Annotated in this window: 14 protein-coding genes; 9 read left to right on the forward strand and 5 right to left on the reverse strand. The window is 64.6% G+C overall.

The features are described from left to right. Nucleotides 1-26: 26 nt before the first annotated feature. Nucleotides 27-488, forward strand: coding sequence for a PTS IIA-like nitrogen regulatory protein PtsN (gene ptsN / locus B5D38_RS08350; RefSeq protein ID WP_078707967.1), 462 nt, complete (start codon nt 27-29; stop codon nt 486-488). Between the two features lie 35 nt (nt 489-523). Here ptsN and B5D38_RS08355 read toward each other — a convergent pair whose 3' ends face one another. From B5D38_RS08355 to B5D38_RS08375, 5 genes are all read right to left on the reverse strand, one after another. Further along, nucleotides 524-769 carry a BQ00720 family protein gene (locus tag B5D38_RS08355; protein WP_078707968.1) on the reverse strand — a complete coding sequence of 82 codons (246 nt, stop codon included), beginning with the start codon at nt 767-769 and terminating at the stop codon, nt 524-526. Between the two features lie 40 nt (nt 770-809). Next, on the reverse strand, nt 810-1,250 hold the full coding sequence (locus tag B5D38_RS08360) for an Hsp20 family protein (RefSeq protein WP_078707969.1): 441 nt from the start codon (nt 1,248-1,250) through the stop codon (nt 810-812). Nucleotides 1,251-1,512: 262 nt separating this feature from the next. Then, nucleotides 1,513-2,010 (reverse strand): peptide-methionine (R)-S-oxide reductase MsrB, encoded by a 498-nt coding sequence (msrB, locus tag B5D38_RS08365; protein WP_078707970.1) that lies wholly within the window; start codon nt 2,008-2,010, stop codon nt 1,513-1,515. A gap of 123 nt (nt 2,011-2,133) precedes the next feature. Continuing rightward, complete coding sequence (gene arfB, locus B5D38_RS08370) at nt 2,134-2,571, reverse strand: alternative ribosome rescue aminoacyl-tRNA hydrolase ArfB (protein ID WP_078707971.1); 438 nt, start codon at nt 2,569-2,571, stop codon at nt 2,134-2,136. A gap of 238 nt (nt 2,572-2,809) precedes the next feature. Next, nucleotides 2,810-4,417 (reverse strand): phosphoenolpyruvate carboxykinase, encoded by a 1,608-nt coding sequence (locus B5D38_RS08375; RefSeq protein WP_078707972.1) that lies wholly within the window; start codon nt 4,415-4,417, stop codon nt 2,810-2,812. Nucleotides 4,418-5,120: 703 nt separating this feature from the next. Here B5D38_RS08375 and B5D38_RS08385 point away from each other — a divergent pair. The 8 genes from B5D38_RS08385 (at nt 5,121) to tsaE (ending at nt 15,038) form a co-directional block, all read left to right on the forward strand. After that, complete coding sequence (locus B5D38_RS08385) at nt 5,121-5,819, forward strand: response regulator transcription factor (RefSeq protein ID WP_078707974.1); 699 nt, start codon at nt 5,121-5,123, stop codon at nt 5,817-5,819. A 16-nt stretch (nt 5,820-5,835) separates the two neighbouring features. After that, the gene (locus tag B5D38_RS08390) at nt 5,836-7,635 is read left to right on the forward strand and encodes a sensor histidine kinase (RefSeq protein ID WP_078707975.1); all 1,800 of its coding nucleotides are present in this window, start codon (nt 5,836-5,838) and stop codon (nt 7,633-7,635) included. Then, nucleotides 7,632-8,096 carry an HPr kinase/phosphorylase gene (locus B5D38_RS08395; RefSeq protein ID WP_078707976.1) on the forward strand — a complete coding sequence of 155 codons (465 nt, stop codon included), beginning with the start codon at nt 7,632-7,634 and terminating at the stop codon, nt 8,094-8,096. Before B5D38_RS08390 ends, B5D38_RS08395 begins: the two co-directional genes overlap by 4 nt. A gap of 276 nt (nt 8,097-8,372) precedes the next feature. Further along, a complete protein-coding gene (locus tag B5D38_RS08400; protein WP_078707977.1) occupies nt 8,373-8,774 on the forward strand; it encodes a PTS sugar transporter subunit IIA in 402 nt (133 codons plus the stop codon). Continuing rightward, on the forward strand, nt 8,771-9,109 hold the full coding sequence (locus B5D38_RS08405; protein WP_078707978.1) for an HPr family phosphocarrier protein: 339 nt from the start codon (nt 8,771-8,773) through the stop codon (nt 9,107-9,109). Before B5D38_RS08400 ends, B5D38_RS08405 begins: the two co-directional genes overlap by 4 nt. 207 nt (nt 9,110-9,316) lie before the next feature. Then, complete coding sequence (gene ahcY, locus B5D38_RS08410) at nt 9,317-10,717, forward strand: adenosylhomocysteinase (protein ID WP_078708220.1); 1,401 nt, start codon at nt 9,317-9,319, stop codon at nt 10,715-10,717. A gap of 302 nt (nt 10,718-11,019) precedes the next feature. Further along, a complete protein-coding gene (locus tag B5D38_RS08415) occupies nt 11,020-13,509 on the forward strand; it encodes a sensor histidine kinase (RefSeq protein WP_078708221.1) in 2,490 nt (829 codons plus the stop codon). After that, nucleotides 13,506-15,038, forward strand: a complete 1,533-nt coding sequence (gene tsaE / locus B5D38_RS08420; protein WP_245318939.1) for a tRNA (adenosine(37)-N6)-threonylcarbamoyltransferase complex ATPase subunit type 1 TsaE — start codon at nt 13,506-13,508, stop codon at nt 15,036-15,038. The genes B5D38_RS08415 and tsaE overlap by 4 nt, the downstream gene beginning before the upstream one ends. The last annotated feature ends 15 nt before the right edge of the window (nt 15,039-15,053 follow it).

Raw genomic sequence — 15,053 nt, forward strand, 5'->3', positions numbered from 1 at the left:
TCTAGAGCATCGGAAGGCAGCAGGCGATGGATCTCGGGGACCTGATCGAGCAGGATGCCATTCTTCCTGCTCTCAAAGCGAACTCCAAAAAGCAGGTCCTGCAGGATCTCGCGCAGAAGGCGGCCGAGCTGACCGGCCTGGCCGAGCGTGATATCTTCGAGACTGTGCTGCAGCGCGAAAAGCTGGGATCGACCGGCGTGGGGAACGGCATCGCCATTCCCCACGGCAAGCTGGAAGGCATCGATCGCATTTTCGGCGTGTTTGCGCGACTGGCCAAGCCCGTGGAGTTCGACGCATTGGACGAGCAGCCGGTGGACCTTGTCTTCCTGCTGCTGGCGCCCGAAAGCGCGGGCGCCGATCACCTGAAGGCGTTGTCCAAGGTGGCGCGGCTTTTGCGCAATCCTGATACTGTGGAGAAGATCAGAAGCTCGCGTGCTGCCAGCGCGCTTTACGCAGTCATGACGCAATCGGCTTCAAGAGCCGCCTGAGAACGGCGGCGCAAATTGGGGCCTGCGCTAGTCGATCAGTGCAGGCTCACCGTCATAAGCTCGTTCTCGCTGGCGCTGGCCAGGATCGAGCCACGGTCATCGGAAACCGCCAAAGGCGTTCCGTCGGCCGAAAACAGCGCCCAAAGCCTCAGGCCGGGCTGAATGGACCGGGCCGCGGGAAACTTCGCGCGGATGTCGTCCGACGACATCTGCCTCAGATAGGCCAGATCCCCCTCGCCGAGGGCGGCCAGTTCGGTCGGGGTCAAGGTCACAGTACTCATGTCCACTCCGTCTCCATGATAGGCAAACGCGGATCACCCGCTAATCGACGACGGCGATATCAATTTTTCTGACCACCCTTTCGGGTTCGGGCTTGGCGAGATCGATCAACAGCAGACCGTTCTTGAGTTGCGCGCCAAGAACCCGCATTCCGTCGGCCAGAAGAAAGCACTTCTGAAATTGCCGCGCGGCGATGCCCCGATGCAGGTATTCGCGGTCCTTTTCCTCGCCCTGACGGCCGCGGATCATCAACTGATTTTCCTCGGTCGTAACCTCGAGATCCTCGGGCTGAAAGCCGGCCACCGCCAGCGTGATCCGCAGCCAATCCGCGGGTCCTTCGCCATAGGGGCCGGATTCGGACCTGATTCTCTCGATATTGTACGGCGGGTATCCGTCTCCGCCTTTACCGATGCGCTCGAGGGTCTTTTCGACGCTGTCGAACCCCAAGAGCAACGGGCTGGAAAACGGCGTGAGGCGGCTCATTCGGCAAGTCCTTTGATGAAGCGACTTTCTCTCCGGGGACCCTCGTCGCGGCGTCCCCGGCCTTTCGTTCCTTCATATGGCGGCGCCCCCCTTATGCTTCAATGCGCAGGCCGAACGCCGCCATGCGATAGGCGCAAATGGGACATTCATCATCCAACGGGAAGATGAAGGGAGTGTTATTTGCGAAGGGAAGGAGCTCGCAGCCAACAAGAAGCCGCCGCGAAGCCGCAGCGACCCTGCCGCGCGCTAACGGTGCGCCTTGTCAGGAGGCCGCGCCAGCCCGAAAGTTCAGGGCCACGCCGTTGATGCAGTGGCGCTTGCCGGTGGGCGGCGGACCATCATCGAAGACATGGCCGAGATGACCGCCGCAGCGGGCGCAGTGAACCTCGGTGCGCGGATAGATGAGCTTATAGTCGGTGTGGGTGCCGACGGAGCCCTCGATCGGGGCCCAGAAGCTTGGCCAGCCCGTTCCAGAGTCGAACTTCGTGCCGGAGGCATAGACCGGGTTGTCGCAGCCCGCGCAGGTGTAGGTGCCGGACTTCTTGTTGTCGTTGAGCGGACTGGAGAACGGCGCTTCCGTCGCCTCTTCCCGCAGCACCGCGAATTGCTGCGCGGAGAGCTTCTTCTTCCATTCCTCGGGCGACATCGAAACGGGAAAGGCTTCCTCGGCGCTTTCGGCGCGGCGACTGGCGAAGAGACCGCCCGCCATGACGACCCCGGCACAGGCAAGGCCCGAGGCAAGAACGCTGCGACGGTTCATGGGGATACCTCCTCGTATATCGATGCGGATCGCGTTGAACCAAGGATATGGCAATCGCGCACTGACGCGCCAGCGGCCGGCGGCGACCACACACGCTTGTGACGACGCTTGAGGTCGCGCCGATTAGTCGCCGATCGTCCCTCGCATCCGCTTGACCTGCGAGCGGCCGCGCTTTTCCTTCAGCCGTCGCTCCACCGCGCCGCGCGAGGGGCGCGTCTTCTTGCGCGGCGGCGGGGGCGGAACGAGCGCCGCCTCGACCAGCGCCGCGAGCCGCTGCCGCGCGTCATCGCGGTTGCGTTCGAGCACCCGGAAGCGCGACGCCTCGATGACGATCTCGCCTTCCTTGGTGGCGCGGCTGCCCGCGAGCTTCAGGAGCCGGCGCTTCACGTCGTCGGTAAGGACAGAGGAGGCAGCGGCCGCAAAGCGCAGCTGCACCGCAGTCGCAACCTTGTTGACGTTCTGCCCGCCGGGGCCGCCGGCGCGGATGAAGGCCTCCGACAGCTCGCGGCCGGGAATGAGGGTGCCACGTCCCACGAGGAGCGCATTGTCGTCGGCCATCATCCTTCTCCGTGCTGCTGAACCGGGGTGACGCCCTCCCCGCTGAACGGTCCGCGCTCCTTCATAACGATAGGTGCGAGGTGCCGAAACCGCGAGACTCGGATCAAGGCATGTTTTCGTGCCGTCGGAGCCTGTCGCGTCGCTCGTGCGAACGAAAAACCGCCCGGCGCGATGCACCGGGCGGACGTCATCATCATCCAGAATCCGGGGCTTTCGCCATCACCCCCCGAGGCAGTTCCGGTCAGGCCTCCTGCCTGGCGGCGGGAGCCGCAGCCCGCACCTCCTCGTCGACATGGGCCTCGAACTTGCCGAAGTTCTTGCGGAACATACCGGCAAGCTTGTGGGCCTGCGTGTCATAGGCGGCCTTGTCGGCCCAGGTCGAACGCGGATCGAGGATGGTGGTGTCGACGCCGGGAACGGCGACCGGCACCATGAAGCCGAAATTGGGGTCCTCGCGGAACTCCACATTGTTGAGCGAACCATCGAGGGCCGCGTTGAGCAGCGCGCGGGTCGCCTTGATCGGCATGCGCCTGCCGACACCATAGGGCCCGCCCGTCCAGCCGGTGTTCACCAGCCAGCAATCGGCATCATGCTTGGCGATGAGCTCGCGCAGGAGATTGCCATAGACGGAGGGGTGCCGGGGCATGAAGGGCGCGCCGAAGCAGGTGGAGAACGTCGCCTCGGGCTCGGTCACGCCGCGCTCGGTTCCGGCCACCTTCGCCGTGTAGCCAGAGAGGAAGTGGTACATCGCCTGGGCGGGCGTCAATTTCGCGATCGGAGGCATCACGCCGAAGGCATCGGCCGTTAGCATGATGATATTCCTCGGGTGGCCGCCGCGATTGTCCTCGCTGACATTCGGGATGAAGTGCAGCGGATAGGCGACGCGGGTGTTTTCGGTCAGCCGGGCATCATCGAGGTCGGGAACCCGGTCCTCGTTGAGAACGACATTCTCCAGCACGGCGCCGAAACGCCGCGAGGCGGCATAGATCTCCGGCTCCGCCTCAGGCGACAGACGGATCATCTTGGCGTAGCAGCCGCCCTCGAAGTTGAAGAGGCCATCCTCGCCCCAGCCATGCTCGTCGTCACCGATGAGAATGCGGTTGGGGTCGGCCGAAAGCGTGGTCTTGCCGGTGCCGGACAGGCCAAAGAACACCGCTGCATCCCCGCTCTTGCTGATATTGGCCGAGCAATGCATGGGCATGACGCCCTTGGCTGGCAGCAGATAGTTGAGGAAGGTGAAGACGGACTTCTTCATCTCGCCGCCGTACCGGCTGCCGCCGATCAGGACGATCTTTCTGTCGAAGTTGCAGGCGATGATGGTCTCGCTGCGGCAACCGTGCCTGGCCGGGTCGGCCTTGAACGAGGGCAGATCGATGATCGTCAGATCCGGGTCGAACGTCGCAAGATCCGCCTTCGAGGGCCGGATGAGCAGGTTGCGCAGAAAGAGCGCATGCCAGGCGTACTCGGCAACCAGTCGGACATTGATGGAATTCGCCGGATCGGCGCCGCCCACCAGATCCTGAACGAAAACGTCCCGGCCTTCGGCAAAGGTCTTGAAGTCCTCATAGAGGGCGTCGAAAGCCTCAGGCGACATCGCCTGATTGTTATCCCACCAGACATTGTCCTCAGTCGAGCCGTCGCGAATGACGTATTTGTCCTTCGGCGAGCGTCCGGTGTGCTGTCCCGTCGTGACCCTAAGCGCACCTTGATCCGTAAGTTCGCCCTCCCCGCGCCGCAGCGCCGCCTCGTAAAGAGCAGCCTCACCGAGGTTCCAGCGAACGCAAGAAAGGTTCCTGAGGCCCGTGGTCTCGATGCCCTTCGCCGGATTTCTACGCCCCATTTCATCCATGATGACTGGCTCTCCTGCTTTATTTAGCCACCCGAACAGATCGCGGTTTCCGGTATAGAGAAACGCTCAACTCGAGCAACACAATTCGTTGATTTACAGACGTGCAACGCTTGATTATTCGGCCTTCCTTGAGGTTGACGACCTTTAATCGATTAGAAGTTTTGCCGAGCGTCAGCTGTTGTGCGACAGATTCGAGAATAGCAGGAGACTGCGACGCTCCAATTAAACTGTCTTTGACGCAGCGCAATCGACAGTTTTTCAATTGAACGCCTTGAATTTCTTCATAAAATCGTTCGCTCTTGTGCGCGGCGCCGAGCGGAAACCGTCGTCGTCGCGAGGAAACCTCATCTGCGCTGGCGCAAAAGAGTGAACCGGCTGCGGCTTCCCAAAACCCCTCTCCCAAAGGTGCAGAAGCCCTTGCCGAAGCGCATTGGGCTTGCCGAGAGCGCCCCTCCTTGCCATTTCTATGACGGCGGCCGCATCGACAGGGCCGTCGACCGCGGTTCGGCCATAGTTTTCATGATAGGCCGTCCGGAGCTGAGCGCGAGCATGTTGTCGCTTCGTTGGTGGTGATGCCCTTCGAGGCGTGGTAACGCCCGCCCGACAGACGCACCGCTCGGCGCCTGTTCGCGCTGGCCTGAAAAGCCGGCGCGATTGAAGAACGACGGCATGCGGCGCCAGGCGCCCAAGGAGAACAACGACGATGCCGACGATTGCGCTCGTGGACGATGACAGAAACATCCTGGCATCGGTGTCGATCGCGCTGGAGAACGAGGGATACAGGGTCGAGACCTATACCGATGGGGCCTCGGCACTTGAGGGCCTTCAGGCCCGCCCGCCGCATTTGGCGATTCTGGACATCAAGATGCCGCGCATGGACGGGATGGAGCTCCTGCGCCGTCTGCGCCAGAAATCCGACCTGCCCGTCATCTTCCTGACCTCCAAGGACGAGGAGATCGACGAGCTGTTCGGCCTCAAGATGGGCGCCGACGATTACATCAAGAAGCCGTTCTCGCAGCGTCTTTTGGTCGAACGCGTGCGCGCAATCCTGAGGCGTGGCGCCGCGCGGGAGGCGGCAAAGACGACGCCTACCCCCGAGAGCTCGCTGGAGCGCGGCCAGTTGGTGATGGACCAGGAGCGCCACACCTGCACCTGGATGGGCCAGCCGGTGACGCTCACCGTGACGGAATTCTTGATCCTCCATTCGCTCGCCCAGCGGCCCGGAGTGGTCAAGAGTCGCGATGCCCTGATGGACGCGGCCTATGACGAGCAGGTCTATGTCGACGACCGGACTATCGACAGCCACATCAAGCGCCTGCGCAAGAAGTTCAAGGCGATCGACGAGGAGTTCGACATGATCGAAACCCTCTATGGTGTCGGTTATCGCTTCCGCGAAATCTAGGGCCGACCGAGCGCCTATGGTTGCTGATAGCGCGAAGAGCGAGGCAACGCCGCTTAAGCGGCGCCGGGAAGCCGCGATCCGCAAGCGTCTCCGGCGCGTGCCTTTGGCGCGGCGGTGGATCATCCGCCTGCACGCGATGCTCGGTCACACGATCTTTTCCTCGCTGACGCGCCGCATCGTTTTTCTCAACCTCGTCGCGCTCATCGTGCTCGTTTCGGGCATTCTCTACCTCAACCAGTTCCGCGCCGGCCTGATCGATGCCCGCGTGGAAAGCCTCCTCACGCAAGGAGAGATCATCGCCGGGGCGATCGCCTCCTCGGCGACGGTCGACACCAATTCGATCACGCTCGATCCCGAGAAGCTCTTGGAGCTTCAGGCGGGTTCCACGCTGGAACCCGGCTCCGCCATGTCGGACAGCCTCGATTTCCCGATCAATCCCGAGCGCGTGGCGCCGCTCCTGCGCCGCCTCATTTCGCCGACCCGCACCCGGGCGCGGCTCTACGACCGCGACGCCAATCTCATTCTCGATTCGCGCCATCTCTACACGGGCGGCCAGATCCTGCGCTATGAGCTGCCGCCGCTCGAACCCGAGAACTCGACGTTCCTCGACCGCTTTAGCGACTGGATGCACAAGCTCCTCCAGCGCTCGGACCTTCCGGTCTACAAGGAGGTTCCAGGCGGCTCCGGCACCTCCTACCCGGAAGTGGTAAGCGCCTTGACGGGCGGCCCCGCCACCGTGGTCCGCGCCACCGAGGGAGGTGAGCTCATTGTGTCGGTGGCCGTGCCGATTCAGCGTTTTCGGGCGGTTCTCGGCGTCCTGCTTCTGTCGACGCAGGGTGGAGACATCGACAAGATCGTCCAGGCCGAGCGCATGGCCATCGTCAGGACATTCTCGGTGGCGTCCGGCGTGATGATCGCGCTGTCGATCCTGCTCGCTTCCACCATCACCACGCCGCTCCGGCGCCTTTCGGCGGCCGCCGTCCGCGTGCGGCGCGGGGCCCGCGGACGCAACGAGATTCCCGATTTCGGCGACCGCACCGACGAGGTGGGCGAGCTGGCGAGCGCGCTGCGCGACATGACCAACGCGCTCTACGCGCGCATGGAGGCGACGGAGCGCTTCGCCGCCGATGTCAGTCATGAGCTCAAGAACCCGCTGACGTCGCTCAGGAGCGCCGTCGAGACCCTGCCGCTGGCCAAGAACGAGGACGCCAAGGCCCGGCTGACGGAAATCATCCAGCACGACGTGCGGCGCCTCAACCGCCTGATCACCGACATTTCCAACGCCTCGCGGCTCGACGCGGAGCTTGCCAGGGAAAACGCGGAAAAGGTCGACCTCGCGGCCCTCCTGGAGCAGATTGTCGGCACCGCGCGCAGCCATTCCACCGAGGAGCGCCGCCTCACCATCGTCCTCGACAAGGGTCCGCAGCCTCCCGCCAAGGGCTATGTGGTTTCGGGGCACGATCTTCGGCTGGGCCAGGTCTTCACCAACCTCATCGAGAATGCCCGCTCCTTCGTCCCGGCCGCCGATGGCCGCATCGCGGTCAGCCTGCGCCGGCGCGGCAACCGCATCAACATCACCATCGAGGACAACGGACCGGGCATCCGCGCCGACAACATCGACCGCATTTTCGAGCGCTTCTACACCGACCGCCCCGCGGGCGAGGCCTTCGGCCAGAACTCGGGGCTCGGCCTGTCCATCAGCCGGCAGATCGTCGAGGCTCATGGCGGCACGATCCGCGCCGAGAACATCGAGGACCCGGACGCGCCGGAAGGCATCGGCGGCGCCCGGTTCATCGTCGTGCTGCCGGCAGAATGAGTGCCGGCCTGCCCTCCAACATCCACGCCTCCTGCGTCTCAGTCGCCGGCAAGGGCGTCGTCATTCGGGGCGCGGCGCGTAGCGGCAAGTCCTCCCTCGCATTCCTGCTTCTTCGGCGCGCCGAGGCTCTCGGCATCCGAGCGGCACTGGTTTGCGACGATCAGGCCCTGATCGAGCGTGAGGGAGATGACGTCGTCGCCCGGGCGCCGGTCTCGATCAAGGGATTGATCGAGATCTCCGGCGTCGGCCTCGTCCGGCTCCCGACATTTGACGAGGCGCCCATCCGCCTCATCGTCGACCTCGTGCCGAGGGAGCGGATCGAACGCCTACCGGAGGAGCGGGAGGCCGATGTCCTCGGCGCAAGGATCAGGAGGGTCTTTCTACCGGAGCGTGAGGCCGCCTTCGCGGCCGAAGTCGTGCTGGCGCTCATCAGCGGAAACGGAGGCTGGCGTGACGCTTGAGACATTCGCGGCACTGCATCGAAACCACTTGCGCATTCTGGCCACGGTGCCAAGATAGGGTGAGACTTTCGCCACTTCGGAGCACCTTCGAAGAGAGAGACATTGGTTTAGGGCCCTCGGACCAGAAATCGTGCAGTTCAGTTTCCCGGTCCGTCGTGGCGATCGATACGCAGGCTTGCGCGACCCGTTGCAAGGCAACCGGTCAACGCGCAGGTCCATCCGCAGCCTGTCCGTAAAAGGCGCGGAAAGCGGACCTCAACGGGAGCATTTTCTCATATGATCGGACTGGTGCTCGTCACCCATGGCCTTCTGGCCAACGAGTTCCGCAACGCCGTCGAGCATGTCGTCGGCCCCCAGGACGCGTTCGAGACCATCTCCATCGGACCGGAAGACGACATGGAGCGCAGGCGCATCGACATCGTCGAGGCGGTGGCGCGCGCGGATCGCGGCGACGGCGTGATCATCCTTACCGACATGTTCGGGGGCACGCCGTCCAACCTCGCCATATCGGTGATGGACGGCCAGCGCGTCGACGTGCTGGCCGGCGTCAACCTGCCAATGCTGATCAAGCTCGCCAGCGTGCGGCAGGATCGGCCGATCGCCCAGGCGCTCAAGGAGGCGCAGGAGGCCGGCCGCAAATACATCAACGTGGCCAGCCAGATCCTCAGCGGCAAATGACCTCTTCTTCCTCGGGCCAAGGCGCCGCCGATCCCATTCATTCCCCCCGCGCCGACGATCCGGCGCTTCTCAAACGCACGCTCGCGATCGTCAACAAGCGCGGTCTTCACGCCCGCGCCTCGGCGCGCTTCGTCCAGGTGGCGGAGGTCTTCGACGCCGAGCTCACCATCTCGCGCGATTCGATGTCGGTCGGCGGTCTTTCGATCATGGGGCTGATGATGCTGGGCGCGGCCCAGGGCACGACGATCGAGGTCACCGCCACGGGCCGCGAGGCCGAAGAGGCCCTCGACGCCATCACGGCGCTCGTTGCCGACTGCTTCGGCGAGGGCTGCTGACAAAGGCGCAGCGCCTTCCCGCCTCTGGCCACGCGCCGCAAGTTTCGGTTTCGCCGCCATCTCGCGGCAACCATCTTCGGCGCATCATATAATGAATTGTTTATGTCTTCTTGTGTCGAAGAGGGTCTGCTGCTAGACCGGCCGCAGATCATGGCATTCGCGCGCTCGACGCGTACCCCGAATCTTCGCACACCGAAGGGACCGAACATGGCCACAGCTCAAGACTACGTCGTCAAGGACATCGCGCTCTCCGATTGGGGCCGGAAGGAAATCGAGATCGCCGAAACCGAGATGCCGGGCCTCATGGCCTGCCGCGAGGAGTTCGGCGCCGACCAGCCGCTGAAGGGCGCGCGCATCACCGGCTCGCTCCACATGACGATCCAGACGGCGGTGCTCATCGAGACGCTGAAGGCGCTGGGCGCCGACGTGCGATGGGCGTCCTGCAACATCTTCTCGACTCAGGACCACGCCGCGGCGGCGATCGCCGCTGGCGGCACGCCGGTCTTCGCCGTCAAGGGCGAGTCGCTTGAGGAGTACTGGACCTACACCGACCGCATCTTCCAGTGGCCGGACGGCAATCCGTCGAACATGATCCTCGACGATGGCGGCGACGCCACGATGTACATCCTTCTTGGCGCGCGCGCTGAGGCCGGCGAGGACGTTCTCTCCAAGCCAGGCAGCGAGGAGGAGGAAATTCTCTTCGCCCAGATCAGGAAGCGCATGGCCGAGACGCCGGGCTTCTTCTCGCGTCAGCGCGACGCCATCAAGGGCGTTACCGAGGAGACCACCACTGGCGTCAACCGGCTCTATCAGCTCCAGAAGGCGGGCCTCCTGCCCTTCCCGGCGATCAACGTCAACGACAGCGTCACCAAGTCGAAATTCGACAACAAGTACGGCTGCAAGGAGTCGCTGGTCGACGGCATCCGCCGCGCCACCGACGTGATGATGGCCGGCAAGGTGGCCGTGGTCTGCGGTTATGGCGACGTTGGCAAGGGCTCGGCCGCTTCGCTGCGCGGCGCCGGCGCCCGCGTCAAGGTGACGGAAGTCGATCCCATCTGCGCGCTTCAGGCCGCCATGGACGGCTTCGAGGTGGTCACGCTGGAAGATGCCGTGGCGACCGCCGACATCTTCATCACCGCCACCGGCAACCGCGACATCATCCGCATCGAGCACATGCGCGAGATGAAGGACATGGCCATCGTCGGCAATATCGGCCACTTCGACAACGAAATCGAGGTCGCTTCGCTGCGCAACCTCAAATGGACCAACGTCAAGCCGCAGGTGGACCTCGTCGAGTTCCCGACGGGTCGCCGGATGATCCTCCTGTCGGAGGGCCGCCTGCTCAATCTCGGCAACGCGACCGGCCACCCGAGCTTCGTCATGTCGGCGTCCTTCACCAACCAGACGCTGGCCCAGATCGAGCTCTTCACCAAGGGCGAGCGCTACGCCAATCAGGTCTACGTGCTGCCGAAGCATCTCGACGAGAAGGTGGCCCGCCTCCATCTCGGCAAGCTCGGCGCCCGGCTTTCCGAGCTCAGCGAGGAGCAGGCGAGCTACATCGGCGTGACGCCGCAAGGCCCCTACAAGCCCGATCATTACCGCTACTGACCGCGAGCCGCGCCTGGCGCGGCGGCGGCTGACACAAGGAGCCGGCGGGGCGCAAGCCCCGGCGGCTCTTTCTTTTTTCCGACCGTGCCATTCTAGCGCTTTGCGGGATTCGGCCAAAGGTTTACATTTTACGAATCGCGGCCGGCGACGAGGAATTCGCCAGCTGCGAGGGGACTTTACGAACTTCTCTTGGATGCGGCTGAGAAGGACGAGGGATATTGCGACGGGGATCGGGACTGCGGCTCGCGCGCGAGGGGCGCAAAGAGCTGGCGCGGCCGGTATGGCCTTTTGAGAAAACGGGCGTGGCCCGCTTCGGTCGTCGATTTTCGGCGGCCGCCAAACCTGCTGGGGCAGGCTGCGCGCTCCTCGCGCTCTCGGCAAGGTCTGCCGATGCGCAATCCCTTGATCTGTTTGCCGGAACGTTCGGCCCCCAGGATATCCTTTTTCTTTCGCTCTACGCACTCACCCTCGGCGCGATCATGATCGCCGCCGTGTGGCTGATCCGCCAACGCGCGACCATCTGCGCCGAAAACGACACCCTGCGCGCCGCGCTAGCCGACGCCCAGGCCGAGGCGGAATCCGGCGCGACCATTCTCGCGGCAGACGACCAACTCATCCTTGTCTATTCGGGCCAGGGCGCGCCGCAATGCTTCGGTTCGCTGCCGGCCTCCATCGCCGTGCCCGCCGACGCCCAGCGGTTCCGCGCCTTCGCGGACTGGATGCCCGCCGACACGGCAGCAAGCCTCACCACCTGCATCGACCGCCTCAAGGCGGCTGCCGAACCATTCCGCCAGGAGATCGCCCTTTCCGGCGGTGCGATCATCGAAGTCGCCGGCCGCACCGTCGGCGGTCTTGCCGTTGTGCGCTTTCAGGCGCTTCATGGCCTGCGCGAGGAGCTCGGCACCCTCAGGGACGACAGTCGCCGCTATCTGGCGACGGTAGAGACGCTACAGGCGCTGGCCGATACGCTCGACAGCCCGCTTTGGCTGCGGGATCGGGAAGACCGCCTCGTCTGGGTCAATTCCACCTATGCCCGCGCCGTCGAATCGTCCTCGGTCGCCGAGGTGCTGGAGCGGCAGGTCGAGTTTCTCAACTCTGCCGACGGCGCCTCGATCGCCCGCGAGCGCCGCCTCAAGGGCGCCTTCTCGGGCAAGGCGACGGCCGTGGTCGCCGCCGATCGTCGGACCTTCCAGGTGATCGAGGCGGCGGGGCCGCTGGGTTCGGCCGGATTGGCCATCGACATCTCGGGAGCGGAACTGGCGCGCGACGAACTGCGCCGCACTGTCGAGAGCCATTCGGCGACGCTCGACCATCTCACCACTGCGGTCGCCGGCTTCGACGAGAAGACGCAGCTGGTCTATACCAATGCCGCCTTCCAGAAGCTCTTCGGCCTCACCGACCTGGATCTGGCGACGATCAGGGACCATGTCTCGCTGCTCGATCAGCTGCGCTCGCGTGGCATTCTTCCCGAGGACCGGCCGCTGCGCGTGCTCAAGGAGGAGACGCTGACGACCTATCGGGCGACGGAGCCGACCGAGGCGGTGTGGTATCTCGCCGACGGGCGCACCCTGCGCGTCTTCGCCAACCCCGAGCCTAAGGGCGGCACGACTTGGCTGTTCGAGGATCTGACGCCGATCGTGGAGCTGGAAAGCCGGCTTAATTCCCTGGTGCGGCTTCAGGGCGAGACGCTGGACTTCCTCAACGAGGCCGTCGCCGTGTTCGGCCAGGACGGGCGGCTGCGCCTCTCCAACCCGGTCTTCGCCAAGACCTGGGGCCTCGGCGCCGACTTCGTCAAGGACAAGCCCCATATCCGGGCCATCGCCGACGAAGCGCGGATTTCGATCCTTGCGCCGGAGGAGGCGGAAGAGAGCATCGGCTGGGGCGATTTCGTACGCGCCGTCACGGCCTTCGACGAAGGGCCGCGCGAGCCCGAGAGCGGCGAGTTCGAGCTGTCGGACGGCAGCGCCAAGATCTATTCCGTCGTTCCGCTGCCCAACGGGCAGACCATGCTGACCTTCGTCGACGTGACCGACGCGCGCAAGGCCGAGCGAATGCTGCGCGAGAAGAACGAGGCGCTGCAGCAGGCCTATGAAATCAAGAACGATTTCGTGAAGCATGTGAACTACGAGCTGCGCTCGCCGCTGACCAACATCATCGGTTTCTCGGCCCTGCTGCGCTCGGCCGATACCGGGCCGCTGAACACCCGCCAGAGCGAATATCTCGACTACATCTCGACCTCGACGTCGACCCTCCTCACCATCATCAACGACATTTTGGACCTGGCGACCATCGACGCCGGCATCATGGAGCTCGAGCTTTCCGACGTCGATATCGCCAAGACCGTCGCCCATGCCACCGAGGCCATCCGCGACCGCCTGCGGGAGCATGACATCACCCTCAACGTCGACATCGATGCAGCGGGGGAGACGTTCCGGGCCGACGGTCACCGGCTGACGCAGATCCTGTTCAATCTTCTGTCCAACGCGGTGAACTTCGCCCCCATTGGTTCCGAGGTCGACCTCAAGGGTTGGCGCGACGGCGATACGGTCGCCTTCTGCGTCGTCGATCGCGGACCGGGCATCGCCCCCCATCTCATCGCCAAGGTCTTCGATCGCTTCGAGGCCGATCCGGTCGGCGGGCGGCAGTCGGGCGCCGGCCTTGGCCTTTCCATCGTGAAGAGCTTCGTCGAGCTCCACCGGGGCAGCATCACCATCGAGCCGGGCAAGGAGGGTGGCACCGTTGTCACGTGCCGATTTCCCGCTGACGAGCCCAAGCGAGAGGCCGCCGAGTGACCCCGGTCGGAGCGAATGAGCCGACGCCGAATGCCGAGGCTATGATTCGCGAGCTCTTTCTTGCCGACGAAGCGGCAACCATGCGGCTTGGCGCCGACCTTGCCCTCGTCTTGAGAGCTGGGGATGTCGTCGCCCTGTCGGGGGATCTCGGTGCCGGGAAATCGACCCTTGCGCGGGCCCTGATCCGCGCGTTGGCGGGCGACCCCGACCTGGAGGTCCCCTCGCCCACCTACACTCTGGTTCAGTCCTACGACACGGCGCCACCGGCCTTCCATTTCGATCTCTACCGGCTCGCGGACCCTTCCGAGCTTGCCGAACTCGGCTTCGAGGAAGCCGCGGAAACCGGCATCGTCCTGTGCGAGTGGCCCGAGCAGGGCGGGGTCGAAAAAGGCGCCAACCTCTCGATTCGCCTGGAGGCGCCGGAGAGCGGCTGCCGCCGCGTGGGGCTTTCAGGCACAGCCGAGACCATCGGCCGCGTGGCGCGCTCGCTCGACCTGCGCGCCTTCCTTGCCCGCTCGGGCAATGGCGCGGCGCCGCGTCGGCGGCTGTTCGGCGATGCCTCTCCTCGCCGCTACGAGGCGGTCGCGGGCGCTGCCGGCCCGCTCGTGCTCATGGACGCGCCGGCCCTGCCCAAGGGGCCGCTGATCAGGCACGGGCGCACTTACAACGACATCGCCCACCGGGCGGAGACGATCGTGCCCTTCCTCGCCATCGCCAAAGCGCTGCGGCACGAGGGCTTTCACGCGCCCGCCATCCACGATTTCGATCTTGCCGAGGGGCTCGTGCTTCTCGAGGACCTCGGCCGCGATGGCCTGCTCGATGCCGAAGGCGAGCCGATCCCGGAGCGCTACGAAGCGGCGGTGCGTTGCCTCGCGGCCATCCACGGCCGATCCTGGCCGGATTCGGTCGAGGTCGCGCCGGACCTTCGCCACGAAATTCCCTCCTTCGATCGCGACGCGCTGACCATCGAGATCGAGCTCCTGATCGACTTCTATTTCCCGAGCTTCTTCGGCCGTCCGGCGCGCGACGACGAGCGCCAGCGCTACCTCGACGTTTGGGGTCGGCTCTTCGATCACCTCGACGAAAGCGAGAAGAGCCTCCTCTTGCGCGACGTTCATTCCCCCAATGTCCTCTGGTGCGAAGCTGCAGAGGGGATCGGAAAGGTCGGCCTCATCGACTTTCAGGACGCGATGATCGGCCCTTCGGCCTACGACGTCGCATCGCTCGCCCAGGACGCACGTGTCACGATCCCTGAGGAAATGGAGTTGCGCCTTCTCGACGCCTACGCCGAGGCGCGGCGCACGGCGGGCCGGTTCGACGAGGTCGCATTCCGCCGGGCCTATGCGATCACCGCCGCCCAGCGCGGCTCCAAGATCCTCGGCGGCTTCGTGAGAAGCAGTGAGCACGACGGCAAGTCCCAGTATCTTAGGCATATCCCCAGGATGAAGGCCTATCTTCGCCGAACACTCAAAGAGGAGGTTCTCAAGGAGCTCTCCAGCCTTTATGGCGAGTGGGGCCTCACCGCTTGAAACGAGCGGACAAGG

The organism is Consotaella salsifontis (assembly GCF_900167365.1).
GTDB classification, from domain to species: domain Bacteria; phylum Pseudomonadota; class Alphaproteobacteria; order Rhizobiales; family Rhizobiaceae; genus Consotaella; species Consotaella salsifontis.